The organism is Cupriavidus sp. 10L45, assembly GCF_056395225.1.
Genome location: NZ_JBFTJC010000004.1, coordinates 400,079 through 418,759 on the forward strand (window position 1 = coordinate 400,079; position 18,681 = coordinate 418,759).

The window sequence follows — 18,681 nt, forward strand, 5'->3', positions numbered from 1 at the left end:
GACGAGGGGGTACTACCTGGCCGACTGCGCGCACTCCTGACGATAGGCCTCTTCCAGCCGCTTGCGATCAGGCGCGCGTTCCAGCGTGGAATAGGTGCGGCCATCCGCCGTGGTCACGGACGACTTGCCCTGTTCCCACTGCTGCGGCTCCTTGGACAGGCCGTTGATCTGGTCCAGCAGTTGCCGGCAATGCTCGCGTTGCGAGACGCCCGGCGTGGCACCTTCGCCGTTGAGCGTCGCCGTGGCCGGGTCGAGCATGCGCGGGGGCGGCGGCGCGATCATCGGCGTGCCCGGGTCGATCGGCGGCGTCTGCGCCCATGCCATGCCCGCTGTCATCAACAACCCAAACCCCACACCCCACGCTACGAAAAACCTCTTCACCAGGAAACTCCGGAAACTGCCGGCGATGCACGCATGCATCGCCATGATGATAAAAAACACCGGCCCGCGCGCCCGGCAACGGCGATCCGCGCGCTATGCGCTAGCGGTCCTTGCCGTTGCCATCGCCATTGCGGCCGGTACGGTTGCGCAGCAGCTCGAGCTTGAGCAGTGCGTCCGCAAGCATACTCTTAAGACGCGCGTTCTCCTGCTGCAACTGGCGCATGCGGCGCCCGTCCGGCACATCGGACTCGCGTGCCGGGCCGTACTTCGCACGCCATCCGTAGAACGACGCATCGCTGAAACCATAGCGCGCGCAGAGTTCCCGCACGGGCACCCCACTGGCGGCCTCGGCCAGGTACATGCGGATCTGCTCCTCCGAATAGCGTCTGTTCATCCGAATGCCTCCGCTTGCACCAAGCGCTCGCCCCGCGCATGCACGCGGCCAGCCCACCCTGCCGGTAAGGTAGCCCAATGCCCGGGCAAAAGGAATTCAGTGTCTTTGCAGCGCGAGTTAAGCAAATTAACGACCCGGCCGCGTGCCCCGCGTGGTCCGAGTCCGTGTCAGGCGTGTCCGATGTTGACAGGGAAATGGCGCAAATTTCGGTATTCCAAATTGGACAAATTCATGTCATCACTCACTGCCGGACAGCCGCTTCAAACCCGTCGGACATTGCTGGCTCACACTTGCAAACGCCGGTCACGCGGGTCGGCCATCGCCCTGCAAGGCGCGCCAGGCACGGCTTTCGCGTTGTCTGATTGTCCGGACATAAGGCCCGATATGCATCCCTGTTGTGTCAGGGATCGAACCGAGTTCCTAGTAGTTTGCTAAATGATGTATTAAGATTCCTCGGCACCAACTAAATTTCGAAACGCCTGCAAAGAGTGCCACTGCGCGCTCCCGGACAGGCGACTATCGGCGCGGATTTCATTGCCGCCGCCAACCGGCCTGAGGAAGAAGGGGACCACTGCTAACGTCACGTGCCATGCAACGCTTCGGCGTCGCGCGGCGAACCCGTGGCATGCACTGCAGATTTCGGTAACCCGGGCGACTCTTGACCACTTTGCAATTCCCCGCCCTCTAGCAGTTCATAAGTCCTGGCAGTTTCGGCTTGGTCCGGCACGGGGGTGCCGACGCGCTTTCAAGCTGCGACCACACAGGCAGGAAGTCGCAACTTCCTTAGTGCCCACAAAAAATAAAACCAACAATCTGGATCGGGAGAAGTCAGCATGCGGCACGTCAGCACCAAGCTTTTGCACGTCTTTGTCCTGTTGATGGAATATCGGGACCTCAACGCGGTGGCCGCCTGTACCCAGGGCCGTGTCCCCACCGTGGCCTATAGCCTCGCGCGGCTGCGCGAGATCACCGGCGACGCGCTGTTCGTCAAGCGCAATGGCACGTTGGAGCCAACGCCCCATGCGCTGCGGCTCGAGCATACTGCCAGGCAGATTCTTGCAAAGTGGAATCTACTGGTCCGCCCGCTGGCCGAAAGCACACAAACCGGTGCCACCGGACGTCGTATTTCCATTGGTTTTTCATCGTCGATTGGCGATCCGGTCATCACCGAGATCCTCAGCACGCTGTGCGAGCAATTCCCRCAAGACAGTTTTGTGACCCGGCCGGTCATTGCCGATGCCTCCCTGGCCGGCAGCCTGGATACCGGTCAGCTCGATTGCGCCTTCGTGGTGGATGGCGCCACCGTGCCAGACGGCGTGATGCCGCACAGCATCCTCGCCACGCCGCGCCGGCTGGTCAGCGCCGCGCGCGCCCATGGCCCCGACGACGCGGAGAGCGACTGGATCCTGCTGCAGGAAGACTGCGAGGCCGGCAGCCCGCTGCGGGCGTTCCTGGCGCGGCAGGCCAATACGCCGGGGCATCGGGAAACCGTGGTGCCGTCGTGGCACACGCAGATCACCCTGCTGCACGCGGCCGGCGGCATCTGCCCGGTACTCGACTTCAACGTGCCGCTGGTCACGCGCGACCGCAAGACGCGCCTGCTGGCGCCGCCGGGCAGTTTCCCGGGCTGGGCCTCGCTCCAGTTCTGGACCGCCGAGCAAACCCCGGACCGCGTGGCGATGCGTGACATCATGGACGTGGGCGCCGCCGTGCTACGGGACCCCATCCGCGCCATCGAGAACCGCCGGCAGGGCCGGCCAGAGCCGCGCCGCCTGGCGGTGGCCTGACGCTCCTCCCCCGGCGCCCCGGCGCCGGGACACCCTCCGTGACACCCTCGGACCCCGCGCGGTAACCGCCGCGCGGGGTCTTTCCTTTCCGGCCAACCCCTGCCGCGCAAGTCCCGGCTCTCAGCCGCCTGCATTTTCCGAATCGTCTCAAATCATTTGCGCAGGAGTCCGCATTAATCTCAGCGGGCATTGACGTGCGCCGGGTCGTATCCCGTTTGGTCCGCGCGCACGCGTGCACGCAGTTGCCTGCGTGTTTGCGCCGCACGCCCTCCCGCGTGCGGCGCCTTTTTTCACGCCTGCCAAAAGTCGTATCGGACCCATGTGCACAGGAGGCATTGGATGACATTGAGGATTTTGCTGGCCGACGACCATCCCGTCATTACGGCGGCAATCCGCGCGTGCTTGCAGACACAGACGGGTTGGGAAGTCTGCGGGGAAGTGGCAAGCGCAACAGAACTGCATCAACAGGTGGAAATTCTGCAGCCCGACGTGGTGGTCACGGACTACCACATGCCCGGCCCGGCCGAACTGGACGGCGTGCGGCTGATCACCAGCCTGCGGCGGCGCTACCCCGCGCTGTCGATCATCGTGCTGACGATGATCACCAATCCACTGGTCCTGCGCACGATCCTGGACGCGCACGTCCATGGCCTGCTGCTCAAGGATTGCCCATTGACCGAGATCGTCACCGCCATCGCGCGGGCGCAGCGCGGCTTCACCTACATCGGCAAGTCCGCGCTGCGCGCGCTGGCGCCCACCGAGCTGCGCACCATGCTGCCGTGCGGGCGCAACGGCGTGCAGCGCCTGTCCGCGCGCGAAACCGAGGTCCTGCGGCTATACCTGACCGGGCGCACGGTCACGGAGATCGCCGCCACGCTGTGCCGCAGCGTGAAGACCATCAGCCGGCAAAAGAACTGCGCGATGCACAAGCTCGGCGTCAGCAACGACCGCGAACTGTTCGAATGCGCGGCGCTGCAGGGCGTCGTCCTGCCCCTAGGGCGAAACTGAGACAACACTGAGTCCAAACTGAAGCAAGACCGAAGCAAAACCGAAGCCATTGCCATCGCGACCGCTCGCTATAATCGATTTCGCCGTATGACACCGTTGTCATGCGCCACCTACCGACATGCCCGAACACCATCCCGCCACAACTGCCACAACCACCCCGCCGTCCCCCGGCACCCCCGGCCGCGCCGTGCCCGCCCTGCTCGTGGCCGCCCCGGCTTCCGGGCAAGGCAAGACCACCGTCACGGCCGCGCTGGCCCGGCTGCATGCCCGCCAGGGCCGCACCGTCCGCGTATTCAAGACTGGCCCGGACTTCCTCGACCCGACGCTGCTGGCGGCGGCCAGCGGCGCGCCGGTGCATTCGATCGATCTCTGGATGACGGGCGAGGCCGACGCGCGCGCGCGGCTGGCCGAGGCGGCGGAAGTGGCCGACCTGATCCTCGTGGAAGGCGTGATGGGCCTGCACGACGGCACGCCGAGCAGCGCCGACGTGGCGCGGCGCTTCGGCCTGCCCGTGCTGGCCGTGATCCAGGCCGGCGCCATGGCGCAGACCTTCGGCGCGCTGGCCTACGGGCTGGCGCACTATGGGGCGCCGCTGCCGCCAATGCGCGTACTGGCCAACGGGGTCGGCACGGCGCGCCACGCCGACCTGCTGCGCGAAAGCCTGCCGGCGGACATCGGCTGGGCCGGTGCGCTGGCGCGCGACGCGGCGGCGAGCCTGCCCGAGCGCCATCTGGGCCTGTTCAGCGCCGACGAACTGCCAGACCTGATCGAGCGCCTCGACCGCATGGCCGACGCGCTGGAAGCCTTGCCGATCGGCCAGTTGCCGCCCGCTGTGCCCTTCCCGGCGCCAGCGCCGCCGGCTGCGCCCGGCCCGCGCCCGCTGGCACATAAGACCGTGGCGATTGCCCGCGACGACGCGTTTCGCTTTATCTATCCCGCCAATGTGGACACGCTGTTCGCGCTCGGCGCCGATGTGGTGTGGTTCTCGCCGCTGCGCGACCGCGCGCTGCCCGCGTGCGACGCGCTGTGGCTGCCCGGCGGCTATCCGGAGCTGCACGGCGCCACGCTCGCGGCCAATGCCGACATGCGCACGGCACTGCGGCGCGCCCATGCGGACGGCCTGCCGATACTGGCCGAGTGCGGCGGCATGATGGCGCTGTTCGATACGTTGGTAGACAAGGAAGGCGTCAGCCACCAGATGGCCGGCCTGTTGCCGGGCACAGTGACGATGCAGCGGCGGCTTGCCGCCATCGGCCACCAGTCCGTAACGTTTCCGGGTCTGCCGGACAAACCCGGAGAACCCCTGCGCGGCCACACCTTCCACTATTCGAAGACCGATTCCCCGCTGGCGCCGGCGGTGCGGGCGGTGTCCCCGCGCGATGGCGCGCCGGGCGAGGCGGTCTACCAGACCGGCTCGCTCACGGCGTCATATGTGCATCTGTATTTTCCGACCAACCCGCTGGCCATTGCGGCGCTGCTGGGCGGGAAAGAGGGATAGCGGAAGGATGGGGGACCGGCTCAGGCGGCGTCGCGCTCGGCCACGGTGCGGGCCGCCGCATCGGCAATGCCTGCCTCGAGCTGCGCCAGACCCTTGGAGAGGTTGTGCATGGTCGTCTCGGACACATCGGCCAGCACGTCCTGGAGGAAGGTCGAGCGGCGCGGCAGGGCCTGCTCGACGATATCGCGCCCGAGCGGGGTCAGCGTGACATTGGTCATGCGATTGTCGCGCTCGCTCGTGGTGCGTTCGATCCAGCCCAGTTCCTGCAACGCCTTCAACTGGCGCGTGAGGGCGCCGGGGTCCATGCCGACGCGGTCCGCCAGCGGCTTTTGCGCGATGGGGCCATCGTGGCCATGCAGCGCGGACAAGATGCGCCAGCGCGGCAGCGGATGGCCGATGCGCTGCTCGAACGCCGCCGCATAGGCGCGGTAAGTGCGTCCAAACTGTTGCAGTACGGCCAGGCTTTGTCGCTCCAGTTCCACTCCGAATCTCCTTTAGGCGGACGCTTGCATCCGCGGGGGCGCCGTGATCTCAGGCGGATCAGTCGGCTGCCATCGCGGGCTCCTGCACCCGCGTCAGCTTCACCGGCGGGACCCGGCGTACGCGCCAGAGCCCCACCAGGGCCGCAATCGCCGCCACGAGCAAGCCAAGATGGATGGCCCCGACGAGCGATTGGCGCGCCTGCTCGAGCAGCAGGGCTCCATTGTGCCCTGCCTCCTGAAGGTTGGTCAGCAATTCTGCTTGCGCGACCTTGTCGATCAGGATCTGGGGGTCGGTCATCCGCCCGGCCCAGTCCGACGCGCCAGCCGCCTGCAACGCACGCTCCACGCCTCCGGTATAGCTGCGCGTCACCATCGTGCCAACCAACGCGGTGCCGACCATGCCGCCTACCATCCGCAACGATTGCAACATCGCTGTTGCAATGCCGAGGTGGGCGCGGCCGGCCGTCTGCTGGGCGAACACAGTCAGGTTCGGCAGCACGAAGCCGAGCCCGAGGCCGGCCAGCAGCATGGTCCCAAGCAGCACCATGTGATGCATGCCGCGCGTGGCCTGCGACAAACCGAGGCAGGCGAGCGCCAGCAGCGCAAATCCCGCATAAAGCATGCTGTTCGGCACCGGAATGCGCGTGATGATGCGGCCATTGAGAATGCTGCCGATGGTGATGCAGACCACCATCGGCGTCACCAGCAGTCCGGCCTCCTTCGGCGAATAACCAAACCCGCCCTGGAACAGCAGCGGCGCGTAGAGCAGCAGCGCGAACATCGCAAACCCGCCCAGCACGCCAAGCACGAACAGCGAGGCCAGCGCCGGATTGCGGAACATGTCGAGCGGCAGCAGGGGGTGCGCCGCGCGGTGCGACCACTGCCAGAGGCCGACGAACGACGCCACGGACAGCACGGCCAGGCCAATCGTCACGATGTCCAGCCCGCGCTCCGGCAGCCATTCCACCGAGAGCTGGAGGCAACCGAGCCCCGCCGCGATCAGCAGCGCGCCCAGCCAGTCCACGCGAATCGGCCCCTTGTGCGCCTGATGGCGCAGATGCGGCAGGTAGCGCCACGCGAACAGCAGGCCGAGCAGGCCCACCGGCACATTGATATAGAACACCGCGCGCCAGCCATACCATTCGGTCAGCACGCCACCCATGGACGGGCCGATGGCATTGGCGAGCCCGAATGCGGTGCTCATCATCACCTGCCAGCGCAGGCGCACGTGCGGGTCCGGGAACAGATCGGGAATACAGGCGAAGGCGGTGCCGACCAGCATGCCGCCGCCAATGCCCTGCAGGGCGCGCGCCGCCACGAGGAACGGCATGCTGGGCGCCATGCCGCACAGCACCGAGGCCACCAGGAAGACCACGATCGACACCAGCACGAAGGGCTTGCGGCCGTAGTAGTCGCCCAGCCGGCCGAAGATCGGCACGGTGACGACCGACGTCAGCAGGTAGGCCGTGGCGACCCAGGCGTAGTACTCGAAGCCCTGCAGTTCGGCGACCACCGTCGGCAGCGCGGTGGCCACCACGGTCTGGTCCAGCGCCACAAGCATCACCACGAAGGCGATGCCGATCATCGCCAGCAGCGATTCCCGGAACGGCAGGATTTGCCCGTTGCCGGACGTATGTGGAGCGCCCTGCCCTTCTTGCGACGCGGAAGTCATTCTATTGCCCGATCAATCGTTGTGCGGTCAATGATTATAGGTCGAAATTTCCTTAATTTGCAGGGCGGAACGTGGGAGAACTGCGTTGCTTCGATTCGATATTTCGACTACATTCGAATCATGGAATCTTCTCAAATCATCGAAGCGCTGGCCGCCCTCGCCCATGCCTCCCGGCTGGCGGTGTTCCGCGCGCTGGTCCAGGCCGGGCCGGAGGGCCTGCCTGCCGGGCAGATCGCCACGCTCCTGGATGTGCCGGCCTCGTCGCTTTCCTTCCATCTGAAGGAGCTGCACCGGGCCGGCCTCGCCAACAGCCGGCAGGCCGGACGGTCGGTCATCTACACCGCCCGCTACGAAACCATGAACGACCTGATCGGCTTCCTCACCGAGAACTGCTGCGGCGGCAATCCGTGCGGGCCGACGGCGGCTTGCGCCACCCCGCCGTTGCAGGGAGCCGAAGGATGAGCAGCCCGGACATTGCAGCGCCAGCCCGAGCCGCCTCCGCGCCCGCCATAGGATTCTTTGAACGTTATCTCACCGTCTGGGTGGCGTTGTGCATCGTGGTCGGCATCGCGCTCGGCCAGATGCTGCCCGGCGTGTTCCAGGCCATCGGGCGCATGGAGTACGCGCAGGTCAACCTGCCCGTGGGCGTGCTGATCTGGGTGATGATCATCCCGATGCTGCTGAAGATCGATTTCACGGCGCTGGGGCAGGTGAAATCGCACTGGCGCGGCATCGGCGTGACGCTGTTTATCAACTGGGCCGTCAAGCCGTTCTCGATGGCGCTGCTGGGCTGGCTGTTTGTGCGGCATTTATTCGCGCCGCTGCTGCCCGTCGATCAGCTGGACAGCTATGTGGCCGGCCTGATCCTGCTGGCGGCTGCGCCATGCACGGCGATGGTGTTCGTCTGGAGCCAGCTCTGCAAAGGCGATCCGTATTTCACGCTGTCGCAGGTGGCGCTGAACGACGGCATCATGATCGTGGCCTTCGCGCCGGTGGTAGCGCTGCTGCTCGGCCTGTCGTCGATCATGGTGCCGTGGGACACCCTGCTGACCTCGGTCGGCCTGTACATCGTGGTGCCGGTGGTCATCGCGCAGATCGCGCGAAAGCTGCTGCTGGCGCGCGGCGCGGCGCACTTCCAGCGCGTGCTCCGACACCTTGGCCCCTACTCTATTAGTGCGCTGCTGCTGACCCTGGTGCTGCTGTTCGCCTTCCAGGGCAAGGCGATCATCGACCAGCCGATGGTCATCGCGCTGCTGGCGGTGCCGATCCTGATCCAGGTCTTCTTCAATTCCGGTCTCGCCTACCTGCTCAATCGCCGGCTTGGCGTGGCGCACTGCGTGGCGGGGCCGTCCAGCCTGATCGGCGCGAGTAACTTCTTTGAATTGGCCGTGGCCACGGCGATCAGCCTGTTCGGCTTCCAGTCCGGCGCGGCGCTGGCTACGGTGGTCGGCGTGCTGATCGAGGTGCCGGTCATGCTGCTGGTCGTCCACATCGTCAACCGCTCGCAGCGGTGGTACGAGGCCAAGCTCCCCTGAGGAACCAAGATGATTGTCACGATTTATCACAATCCTGATTGCGGCACGTCCCGCAACACGCTGGCGATGATCCGCAATGCCGGGATCGAGCCGCAAGTCATCGAATATCTGCACACGCCGCCGTCGCGGGCGCAGTTGCAGGCCATGATCGGACAAGCCGGGCTGACCGTGCGCGAGGCGATTCGCGAAAAGGGCACGCCCTACGCCGCGCTGGGGCTGGCCGATCCGGCCTTGACGGATGACCAGTTGCTGGACGCCATGCTCGCCCATCCCATCCTGATCAACCGCCCGTTCGTCGTGACCGACCTCGGCGTGCGGCTGTGCCGGCCGTCTGAACTTGTGCTCGATATCCTGCCGTCGCCGCAGCAAAGCCCGTTCACCAAGGAGGATGGCGAGGTGGTCATCGACGCGCAGGGCCGCAGGGTGGGTCCATGACGATTGCCTTGCCCAATGTCGTGCCGGCGCTGCTGGAGACGCCCGACGTCCAGAAGCTCGAGCCCACGCGGGTCAGCACCCATCCGCCCCGCATCCTGCTGCTCTATGGCTCGCTGCGCGAGACGTCCTACAGCCGGCTCCTGACGCTGGAAGCCGAACGCATCCTCCGCCACTTCGGCGCCGAGACGCGCGTGTTCGATCCGAGCGGCCTGCCGGTCACTGACAGCGTGCCCGCCGATCACCCCAAGGTGGTGGAACTGCGCGAGCTGTCCGCATGGTCGGAAGGCCAGGTCTGGTGCAGCCCCGAGCGCCACGGCACGCTGACCGCGGTGTTCAAGAACCAGATCGACTGGCTGCCGCTGGAAAGCGCCGGCATCCGCCCTACGCAGGGCCGCACGCTGGCGGTCATGCAGGTCTGCGGCGGATCGCAGTCGTTCAACGCCGTCAACGCGCTGCGCGTGCTGGGCCGCTGGATGCGTATGGTGACGATTCCCAACCAGTCCTCCGTGGCCAAGGCGTACCAGGAATTCGACGACGCCGGGCGCATGAAGCCGTCCGCCTACTACGACCGCGTGGTCGACGTCATGGAGGAGCTGTACAAGTTCACGCTGCTGATCCGGGACCGCTCCGACTACCTGACCGACCGCTACAGCGAGCGCAAGGACGCCGCGCCGGCCCGGGCGGCGGCGCTGGCGGCGGCGGCGATGGACCACGAGCGCCAAGCGGCTGCGGGCGACACCGACGAAGGCGAAGTCGAATAAGGCCAACCATGACCGACGTACCGAATGGCAGCCTCGTGGCACGGCTCGGGGCTGCACAGACGCTCGCCTGGGCATCCTCTTACTATCTAGTGGCCATGCTCGCGGTGCCGATGGCGCGCGACACCGGCGTGTCGGTGCCGACGGTCTTCGCGGCGTTCAGCGCCGCGCTGGTGGTCTCGGCGCTGCTCGGCCCCTACGCGGGCCGGCTGATCGACCGGCTGGGCGGACGGCCGGTGCTGATGGCCACCAGCCTCGTCTTCGCGGCCGGCCTGGCGGGGCTCGGCCTGGCCCGGGAAAGCGTGGGACTGTTCCTGGCGTGGCTCGTCATCGGCATCGGCATGGGCAGCGGGCTCTACGAAGCGGCGTTCGCCACGCTGGTGCGCCTGTACGGCACGCGCTCGCGCAATGCGATCACTGGCATCACGCTGATCGCCGGCTTTGCCAGCACCGTGGGATGGCCGCTGTCATCCTGGCTGGAGAGCCACTATGGCTGGCGCGTGGCCTGTCTGGTCTGGGCCGCCTTGCACCTGACGGTGGGCCTCGCGCTCAATGCGAGCCTGCCGCGCGCGGGGGCCGATCCGGCGCCCCCATCCACGGCACCCGCAGCCGGCAAACCGGCGGCGCCCGGACCGGCGTCGGGCGCGCCGGCCACCTGGGTACTGGCCTTCGTGTTCGCGGCGACGTGGTTCATCAGCACGGCCATGGCCGCGCACCTGCCGCGGCTGTTGCAGGCCGGCGGCGCCACGTTCGCGACGGCCGTGCTCGTCGGCGCGCTGATCGGGCCGTCGCAGGTTGGCGCCCGGCTGCTGGAGTTCGGATTGTTACGCAAGGTTCATCCGCTGCTGTCGGCACGGCTGGCGGCGGCCCTGCACCCGATCGGCGCGGCGGCCTTCATGGTCGCGGGCGCGCCGGCCGCCACGCTGTTCGGGGTGCTGCACGGCGCCGGCAACGGCATCCTGACCATCGCCAAGGGCACGCTGCCGCTCGTCATCTTCGGGCCGCAGGGGTATGGGCATCGGCAGGGTGTGCTGATGGTGCCGGCGCGCATCGCGCAGGCGCTGGCACCGTGGCTGTTCGGGCTCTGTATCGACGTCTGGGGTGCACAGGCGCTCTGGGTCTCGGGCGGGCTGGGGCTGGCGGCCAGCGCGGCCCTGTTCGCCATCCAGTCGGCGCCTATCCACCAGGGCGCGCCGGCCCCGGCGGCGGAATAGCGCCTAATATGGGGAGGAGCCGCAACTACCGGAGCCTCCCATGCATCCTGTCACGCTGATTGGCGCGCCCACCGATGTCGGTGCCAGCATTCGCGGTACGTCGATGGGGCCCGAGGCCCTGCGCGTGGCCGATATTGCCGGGGCGCTGGCGCGCAACGGACTGCAGGTGACCGACTTCGGCAACCTCAGCGGCCCGGGCAACCCCGGCCAGCTTCCCGTCGACGGCATGCGCCACCTGCAGGAAGTGCTGACGTGGAACCAGTTGGTGTTCGACACCGCCTATGCCTGCTTCGCCAGCGGCCAGATGCCGCTGTTGATGGGCGGCGACCACTGCCTGGCCATCGGCTCGATCAGCGCCGCCGCGCGCCATTGCCGCGAGACCGGCAAGCGGCTGCTGGTGCTGTGGCTCGATGCCCACGCGGATGCCAACACCGGCAGCACCAGCCCCACGGGCAATATCCACGGCATGCCGGTGGCCTGCCTGTGCGGCGACGGCCCTGCGCCGCTGACCGCCCTGAGCGGCGTCACGCCGGCCATGTCGGCCCAGTCGATCCGCCAGGTGGGCATCCGCAGCGTGGATGCCGGGGAGAAGCTGCGCCTGCGCGAGCTGGGGCTGACGGTCTACGACATGCGTTATATCGACGAAAACGGCATGCGTCAGACGATGGAGCAGGCGCTCGCCGGCATCGACGCGAATACGCATCTGCATGTCAGCTTCGATGTGGATTTTCTGGATGCGCAGATCGCGCCGGGGGTGGGTACGCCGGTACGCGGCGGGCCGACGTATCGGGAGGCGCATCTGGCGCTGGAGATGATCGAGGATACCGGGGCGCTGGGGTCGCTCGATGTGCTGGAGCTGAACCCGGCCCGGGACGTCCACAATCAGACGGCCGAGCTGGTGGTGGACCTGCTGGAAAGCTTGTTCGGGAAGTCGACGCTGTAGCAGCGCTGGCTTGGGCTCCCCTCTCCCGCAAGCAGGAGAGGGGAGAACGTCTTCAGCCGCCCTTCGCCTGCGCCGTCACCTCGTTCCACCCACCGCCCAGCGCCTTGTACAGGTTGACCTCGCTGGTCAGCTGGTTGAGGCGCGAGTCGATCAGCACCTGTTGCTGCGCGTACAACTGGCGTTGTGCGTCGAGCAGCGTCAGGTAGTTGTCCACCCCGGTACGATAGCGACCCTCGGCGAGCTGGAAGTAGTCCCGGCTCGCCTCGACCAGGCGCACCTGCGCCTGGAGCTGCTCCGTGTACGTGCCGCGCGCCGCCAGCCCGTCCGCCACTTCGCGGAAGGCCGACTGCACGGTCTGCTCGTACGTCGCCACGTTGATGTCCTTCTGGATCCGCGCGTAATCCAGGCTGGCGCTCAGGCTACCCGCCGTGAAGATCGGCAGGTTGATCTGCGGCGAGAACAGCCACGTGCCCGAACCCGCATCGAACAGCCCCGACAACTGGCGGCTCGCCGTGCCCGCCGAGGCGGTCAGCGAGATGCTCGGGAAGAACGCCGCGCGCGCCGCGCCGATATCGGCGTTGGCCGACAGCAGGCGGTGCTCGGCGGCGAGGATGTCCGGGCGGTTCTGGAGCAGGTCAGACGGCAAACCCGCCGGCACGTCCGCCACCAGCTTGCCATCGAGCGGCAGCCCTTCGGGCAGGTCCGCCGGCAGGCTCGCGCCGAGCAGCAGCGTCAGCGCATTGGTGTCCTGCGCCACCAGCCGCGTATAGCGGCTCAGCGAGGCCCGGGCGTTTTCCACCTGGGTCTGCGACTGGCGCAGGTCCAGCCGCGAGGAAATGCCTTCCTCGTAGCTGCGGCGCGTGAGGTTGTAGGTCCGCTCGTAGGTCACCAGCGTCTCGCGCGTCAGCTTCAGCTGCGCCTCGTCGGCGCGCAGCGTCAGGTAGGCGTTGGCGACGCTGGCCACCAGCGCGATATGCGTGCTGCGCTGGGCTTCGTCGCTGGCGAAATACTGCTCCAGCGCTGCCTGGCTCAGGCTGCGCAGCCGGCCGAACAGGTCGATTTCCCAAACGGTGGTGCCCAGCGACACGCCATACGAACTGCTGATGACCCGCTGGCCCGTGCTGGAGAGGTCGGCCGGCACGCGCTGCCGCGTGCCCTGCGCCGCCACGCCCACCTGCGGGAACAGGTCCGCGCGCTGGATGCGGTACTGCGCGCGGTACGCCTCCACGTTCAGGGCCGCCACGCGCAGGTTGCGGTTGTTCTGCAGCGCGACGTCGATCAGCCGCTGCAGGCGCGGATCGGCGAAGTAGTCGCGCCACCCCAGTTCCGCGGCCGGTGGCACCTGGCCGGCGCCGTTGGCGGCCGGGTAGGCTTCGCCCTGCGGATAGGCGGCTTCCACCGGCGCCGCCGGACGCTCGTAGGTCGGGATCAGGCTGCACCCCGCGAGCGCCGCGCTAGCGGCGACGGCCATGCTGATTAGCGTTTGTCTCATGCTTTGGCCTCCTTTTCGAGGGAGGAGGAATCGTGCTTCTCGCGGCGCTCCTTGAGCGCGTTCACCACCACGAAGAACAGCGGCACCCAGAAGATGGCCAGCACCGTGGCCGTGAGCATGCCGCCGATCACGCCGGTACCGATGGCGTGCTGGCTGCCCGAGCCGGCGCCTTGCGACACCGCCAGCGGGAACACGCCGAGAATGAACGCGAGCGAGGTCATGATGATCGGCCGCAGGCGCATCCGGCACGCCTCCACGGCCGCATCGACCAGGCTCTTGCCCTGCTCGTGCAGTTCCTTGGCGAATTCCACGATCAGGATCGCGTTCTTGGCGGACAGGCCGATGGTCGTCAGCAGGCCCACCTGGAAGAACACGTCGTTGGACAAGCCCCGGCCAATCGTCGCCAGCAGCGCGCCGACCACGCCGAGCGGCACCACCAGCATCACCGAGAACGGAATCGCCCAGCTTTCATACAGCGCGGCGAGGCACAGGAACACCACCAGCAGGGACAGCGCGTAGAGCGCCGGCGCCTGCGAGCCCGACAGCCGCTCTTCGTACGACAGGCCGGTCCACGAGTAGGCAATGCCCTGCGGCATCTGCTTCATGATGGCTTCCACCGCCGCCATGGCCTCGCCGGAGCTCTTGCCCGCCGCCGGTTCGCCCAGGATTTCCACCGCCGGCACGCCGTTGTAGCGCTGGAGCTTGGGCGAGCCATAGCCCCACTTGCCGGTGGCGAAGGTCGAGAACGCCACCATGTCGCCCTTGTCGTTACGCACGAACCACTTGTCCAGATCTTCCGGATTCATGCGCGCGTTGGGGCGGCCCTGCAGGTAGACGCGCTTCACGCGACCGCGGTCGATGAAGTCGTTCACGTAGCTGGAACCCCAGGCGATGGAGATGGTGCTGTTGATGTCCGCCAGCGACACGCCTTGCGCGCGGGCGCGCTCGTCGTCGATCTCCAGCTGGTACTGCGGCTCGTCGTTCAGCCCGTTCGGGCGCACGCGTTGCAGCGCCGGGTCCTTGGCGGCCAGCGACAGGAACTTGTTGCGGGCTTCCATCAGCGCGTCATGCCCCAGACCGGCCTGGTCCTGCATGTAGAAGTCGAAGCCGGTGGCGTTGCCCAGCTCCTGCACGGCCGGCGGCGCGAAGGCGAAGGCCAGCGAGTCCCGGAAGGTGCTGAACTTGGCCTGGGCGCGCTTGGTGAGGTCGAACACGCTGGTGGCGTCGCCCTCGCGCTCCTTGAACGGCTTGAGCAGGATGAACGCCAGGCCCGAACTCTGGCCGCGGCCGGCGAAGTTGAAGCCGTTCACGGTGAAGAGCGAGCTGACGATCTTGCCCTCGTCATTGAGCAGGTAGTTCCGCATCTGGTCGAGCACCGCCTGCGTGCGCTCCGCCGTGGCGCCGGCCGGGGTCTGCACCTGGGCGTAGAGCACGCCCTGGTCTTCTTCCGGCAGGAACGAGGTGGGGATGCGCGTGAACAGGAAGGCCATGCCCGCCACGATCAGCACGTAGATGATCAGGTAGGGCACGCGCCGCTTCAGGATGCCGACCACGCTGCGCTCATAGCGCTGCGTGGAGCGGATGAAGCTGCGGTTGAACCAGCCGAAGAAGCCCTTCTTGTGCTCGCCGTGGTCGCCCTTCTCGATCGGCTTGAGCATGGTCGCGCACAGTGCCGGGGTCAAGATCAGCGCCACCAGCACCGAGAGCACCATCGCCGAGACGATCGTGATCGAGAACTGGCGGTAGATCACGCCCGTGGAGCCGCCGAAGAACGCCATCGGCAGGAACACCGCCGACAGCACCAGCGCGATGCCGACCAGTGCGCCCTGGATCTGCCCCATCGACTTCCGGGCGGCCTCCTTCGGCCCCAGCCCCTCCTCGGACATCACCCGCTCGACGTTCTCCACCACCACGATGGCATCGTCCACCAGCAGGCCGATGGCGAGCACCATGCCGAACATCGTCAGGGTGTTGATCGAGTAGCCGAACGCCGCCAGCACGCCAAACGTGCCCAGCAGCACCACCGGCACGGCGATCGTCGGGATCAGCGTGGCGCGGAAGTTCTGCAGGAACAGATACATCACCAGGAACACGAGCACGATGGCTTCGAGCAGCGTCTTCACCACTTCGTGGATCGAATCGGCGATGACTGGCGTCGTGTCGTACGGGAACACCACCTGCATGCCCGCCGGGAACGACGGCTCGAGCTGGTTCAGCGTGGCGCGGATGGCCTTCACCGTATCCAGCGCGTTAGCGCCCGAGGCCAGCCGGATGGCGATACCCGAAGCCGGGCGGCCGTTGTACTGCGCGTTGATGTTGTAGTCCTGGCCGCCCAGGCCCACGTCGGCCACGTCCTTGAGGCGCACCTGCGAGCCGTCCGGATTGACCTTCAGCAGGATGTTGCCGAACTGCTCGGCGGTCTGGAGACGGGTCTTGCCGATCACCGACGCATTGAGCTGCTGCCCGCGCACGGCCGGCAGGCCGCCCAGCTGGCCGGAGGCCACCTGCACGTTCTGCGCCTTGATGGCAGTGCTCACGTCCAGCGGCGCCAGCTGGAAGCTGTTGAGCTTGGCCGGGTCCAGCCAGATGCGCATGGCGTACTGCGAGCCGAACACCTGGAAGTCACCCACGCCAGCGGTCCGCGAGATCGGATCCTGGAGGTTCGAGACGATGTAGTTCGACAGATCCTCCCGCGTCTGGCTGGGGTCGGTCGACACCAGGCCGACGATGACCAGGAAGTTCCGCACGGACTTGGTCACGCGAATACCCTGCTGCTGCACTTCCTGCGGCAGGAGCGGCGTGGCCAGGGCGAGCTTGTTCTGGACCTGTACCTGGGCGATGTCCGGGCTGGTGCCCTGCTCGAACGTCACGGTGATGGTCATGCTGCCGTCGGAGTTCGACTCCGACGAGATGTAGCGCAGCTTGTCCAGCCCGTTCATCTGCTGTTCGATGACCTGCACCACGGTGTCCTGCACGGTCTGCGCGGACGCACCCGGGTAGTTCACCGAAATGGCGATGGTCGGCGGGGCGATGGCCGGGTACTGGTTGATAGGCAGCGACCGGATGGCCAACCCCCCTGCCAGCATGATGACCAGCGCGATCACCCAGGCAAAGATCGGCCGGTCGATGAAGAAATTAGACATGGCGATTCCTCATGCGTCGGTCCCGGTCAGGACTTGGCCGCGCCGGGCGCGGAAGCGGCGGCCGGGGCCGAGGCGGCATTGGGGGCCGTAACGGCGGTGGCGGTGGCGCTGGCCTCGGTGGCCTTGACCTTGGCGCCGGGGCGCACGAACTGGAGGCCTTCCACGATGACGCGGTCGCCGGCTTTCAGGCCGTCCGTGACCAGCCATTTGTCGCCAATGGTCCGGTCGGTCTTCAGCACGCGCTGCTCGACTTCATTGTTGGCGTTCACCACCAGCGAGGTCGCCTGGCCCTTGAGGTCACGCGTGACGCCGCGCTGCGGCGCCAGGATGGCCGAGGTCTTCACGCCTTCGGCCAGCCGCGCGTGCACGAACATGCCCGGGAGCAGTTCGTGGCGCGGGTTCGGGAACACCGCGCGCAGCGTGACCGAGCCGGTGCTCGGGTCCACGGACACTTCGGAGAACTCCAGCCGGCCTGCTTCCTTATAGGTGCTGCCATCCTCGAGCATCAGCATCACCTTGGCAGCGTTGGCGCCGGCGGCCTGGAGCCGGCCGTCGGCCAGTTCGCGCCGCAGCCGCAGCAGCGTGGTGGACGGTTGCGTCACATCCACGTAGATCGGGTCCAGCTGCTGCACGGTGGTCAGCGCGGTGGCCTGGCCATTGGTGACCAGCGCCCCCTCGGTGACCACCGAGCGGCCGATGCGGCCCGAAATCGGGGACAGCACCTTGGTGTAGCGCAGGTTGATATGGGCGCGGTCCGCCGTCGACTGGGCCTGCAGGTAGGCAGCCTTGGCTTCGTCGTGCTGCTGCTTGCTGACCGCTTCCTCGCCCACCAGGCGCCCGTAGCGCTCCGCGAGCAGGCGCGACGACGCCAGCGTGGCATCGGCGCTCTTGGCCGTGGCTTCGTAGGTAGCCGGGTCGATCTGGTACAGCTGCTGGCCCTGCTTGACGTCGGAGCCTTCCACGAACAGCCGCTTCAGGATGATGCCGTCCACCTGCGGGCGGACTTCGGCGATCCGGAAGGCCGTGGTCCGGCCGGGCAGCGACGAGTCGAGTGTCACGGTCTCGTCCTTCAGCGTCACGACCTTTACTTCCGGCGTCTGGGCTGCGGGCGGCTTGTTTTCCTTGCCGCAGGCGGCAAGGACCGTGACGGCGATGGCCAGCATGCCCGGAATCAAAGCACGCCTGGCGCGCATTGCTTGCATAGCGATTTCCTCGAGGATGAAACGGAATGTTGTGGCCTGGCCCCGTAGACCAGGCGGGCGCCACGGCGCAGCGCGTGGACGCAAGTGGCGTGCCGGGTCGCCGGCACGAAATTCGGTCGTCGGGTTCAGCGGATTGTCGCCATGGGCCCCTGCTTTCGCCATTTGCTGGCCTGGAGGAAAACACAAGACCGGCCGCGCCGCGCGCGCGTGTCCGGCCGCAGGGGGTTCGTGGAACCGCCCTGCTCCCCGTATTCTGAAATGTCCTGCACGTTCCTTCGCTTGTCCGGTTCACCGTGCTTCGCGCCAGCCCGTGCGCCGATCTGAACGTCGCGCTACGTCTTGCCGGCCGCCACAATAATCGGTTTTCCCGATGCTTGCTGGCGGCGCATTGCCACGGTAATGTCTGCACCGCACGGCGGCACCCTTTGTATCAGGGTAAAGACAACCGTCTCCTCCAGGGAAGCCGTCGCCGTCGTGATGCAATGCAGCATTCGGCTAACAGGATTGCAACTAGTTCCATAGCCGAATGACGAGATGCGCGTCATCGTACCAGCTTGAAGAAGAATCTGGATGACAGGACTTGCCGTGTAATGCACTGAAATACACGGCGGGTGAGTACGGATAGCGGCTTTCAGTGGATTATGGCGCACTTTTGTGACGCTCACGGCGTCCGACTGCGCCTTGCCGCCTCAATAAGAAACGCCCCCGTTTTACCGGGGGCGTTTCTTATTTGGGGT

17 protein-coding genes are annotated in these 18,681 nt (G+C 67.0%); 9 read left to right on the plus strand and 8 right to left on the minus strand.

The annotated features are described in order from the left end of the window. Positions 1-12: 12 nt before the first annotated feature. Both AC1DFU_RS09880 and AC1DFU_RS09885 read right to left on the minus strand, forming a co-directional pair. Complete coding sequence (locus tag AC1DFU_RS09880) at positions 13-324, minus strand: hypothetical protein (protein WP_441593690.1); 312 nt, start codon at positions 322-324, stop codon at positions 13-15. 157 nt (positions 325-481) lie between these two features. Continuing rightward, positions 482-775 (minus strand): transposase, encoded by a 294-nt coding sequence (locus AC1DFU_RS09885; RefSeq protein WP_092294449.1) that lies wholly within the window; start codon positions 773-775, stop codon positions 482-484. A gap of 833 nt (positions 776-1,608) precedes the next feature. Between AC1DFU_RS09885 and AC1DFU_RS09890 the strand changes: the two genes are divergently transcribed. From AC1DFU_RS09890 to AC1DFU_RS09900, 3 genes are all read left to right on the plus strand, one after another. Further along, positions 1,609-2,562 (plus strand): LysR family transcriptional regulator, encoded by a 954-nt coding sequence (locus tag AC1DFU_RS09890; RefSeq protein ID WP_092294447.1) that lies wholly within the window; start codon positions 1,609-1,611, stop codon positions 2,560-2,562. A gap of 339 nt (positions 2,563-2,901) precedes the next feature. Further along, the gene (locus AC1DFU_RS09895) at positions 2,902-3,570 is read left to right on the plus strand and encodes a response regulator (RefSeq protein ID WP_092294445.1); all 669 of its coding nucleotides are present in this window, start codon (positions 2,902-2,904) and stop codon (positions 3,568-3,570) included. Positions 3,571-3,766: 196 nt separating this feature from the next. Continuing rightward, the gene (locus AC1DFU_RS09900; RefSeq protein ID WP_441593699.1) at positions 3,767-5,068 is read left to right on the plus strand and encodes a cobyrinic acid a,c-diamide synthase CobB; all 1,302 of its coding nucleotides are present in this window, start codon (positions 3,767-3,769) and stop codon (positions 5,066-5,068) included. A gap of 20 nt (positions 5,069-5,088) precedes the next feature. Here the strand turns inward: AC1DFU_RS09900 and AC1DFU_RS09905 are convergent, their stop codons facing one another. Together AC1DFU_RS09905 and AC1DFU_RS09910 are read right to left on the minus strand one after the other, a co-directional pair. After that, positions 5,089-5,550, minus strand: coding sequence for a MarR family winged helix-turn-helix transcriptional regulator (locus AC1DFU_RS09905; protein WP_092294441.1), 462 nt, complete (start codon positions 5,548-5,550; stop codon positions 5,089-5,091). 58 nt (positions 5,551-5,608) lie between these two features. Further along, positions 5,609-7,222 (minus strand): MFS transporter, encoded by a 1,614-nt coding sequence (locus AC1DFU_RS09910; protein ID WP_477159770.1) that lies wholly within the window; start codon positions 7,220-7,222, stop codon positions 5,609-5,611. Positions 7,223-7,342: 120 nt separating this feature from the next. Between AC1DFU_RS09910 and AC1DFU_RS09915 the strand changes: the two genes are divergently transcribed. Genes AC1DFU_RS09915 through rocF form a run of 6 tightly spaced genes read left to right on the plus strand, consistent with a single transcriptional unit; the run spans position 7,343 to position 12,107 of the window. After that, positions 7,343-7,684, plus strand: coding sequence for an ArsR/SmtB family transcription factor (locus AC1DFU_RS09915; protein ID WP_092294437.1), 342 nt, complete (start codon positions 7,343-7,345; stop codon positions 7,682-7,684). Then, positions 7,681-8,757: an ACR3 family arsenite efflux transporter gene (arsB, locus tag AC1DFU_RS09920; RefSeq protein WP_441593692.1), complete on the plus strand. Its 1,077-nt coding sequence runs from the start codon at positions 7,681-7,683 to the stop codon at positions 8,755-8,757. Before AC1DFU_RS09915 ends, arsB begins: the two co-directional genes overlap by 4 nt. A 9-nt stretch (positions 8,758-8,766) precedes the next feature. Then, positions 8,767-9,192, plus strand: a complete 426-nt coding sequence (gene arsC, locus AC1DFU_RS09925; RefSeq protein WP_092294433.1) for an arsenate reductase (glutaredoxin) — start codon at positions 8,767-8,769, stop codon at positions 9,190-9,192. Further along, positions 9,189-9,953, plus strand: coding sequence for an arsenical resistance protein ArsH (gene arsH / locus AC1DFU_RS09930; RefSeq protein WP_092294431.1), 765 nt, complete (start codon positions 9,189-9,191; stop codon positions 9,951-9,953). The genes arsC and arsH overlap by 4 nt, the downstream gene beginning before the upstream one ends. A gap of 8 nt (positions 9,954-9,961) precedes the next feature. After that, positions 9,962-11,164, plus strand: coding sequence for an MFS transporter (locus tag AC1DFU_RS09935; protein WP_441593693.1), 1,203 nt, complete (start codon positions 9,962-9,964; stop codon positions 11,162-11,164). A gap of 40 nt (positions 11,165-11,204) precedes the next feature. Further along, a complete protein-coding gene (rocF, locus tag AC1DFU_RS09940; RefSeq protein WP_092294427.1) occupies positions 11,205-12,107 on the plus strand; it encodes an arginase in 903 nt (300 codons plus the stop codon). A gap of 52 nt (positions 12,108-12,159) precedes the next feature. On the opposite strand, the gene AC1DFU_RS09945 is transcribed toward rocF, so the two are convergent. The 4 genes from AC1DFU_RS09945 to AC1DFU_RS09960 all read right to left on the minus strand — a co-directional run bounded on the left by AC1DFU_RS09945 (position 12,160) and on the right by AC1DFU_RS09960 (position 18,609). After that, the gene (locus AC1DFU_RS09945) at positions 12,160-13,599 is read right to left on the minus strand and encodes an AdeC/AdeK/OprM family multidrug efflux complex outer membrane factor (protein WP_441593694.1); all 1,440 of its coding nucleotides are present in this window, start codon (positions 13,597-13,599) and stop codon (positions 12,160-12,162) included. Continuing rightward, entirely contained in the window at positions 13,596-16,742 is a 3,147-nt protein-coding gene (locus AC1DFU_RS09950; RefSeq protein WP_092294423.1) for an efflux RND transporter permease subunit, read from the minus strand. Before AC1DFU_RS09950 ends, AC1DFU_RS09945 begins: the two co-directional genes overlap by 4 nt. 26 nt (positions 16,743-16,768) lie before the next feature. Then, positions 16,769-17,944, minus strand: a complete 1,176-nt coding sequence (locus AC1DFU_RS09955) for an efflux RND transporter periplasmic adaptor subunit (RefSeq protein WP_143093889.1) — start codon at positions 17,942-17,944, stop codon at positions 16,769-16,771. A 332-nt stretch (positions 17,945-18,276) separates the two neighbouring features. Further along, the gene (locus AC1DFU_RS09960; RefSeq protein ID WP_143093888.1) at positions 18,277-18,609 is read right to left on the minus strand and encodes a hypothetical protein; all 333 of its coding nucleotides are present in this window, start codon (positions 18,607-18,609) and stop codon (positions 18,277-18,279) included. Positions 18,610-18,681 lie beyond the last annotated feature (72 nt).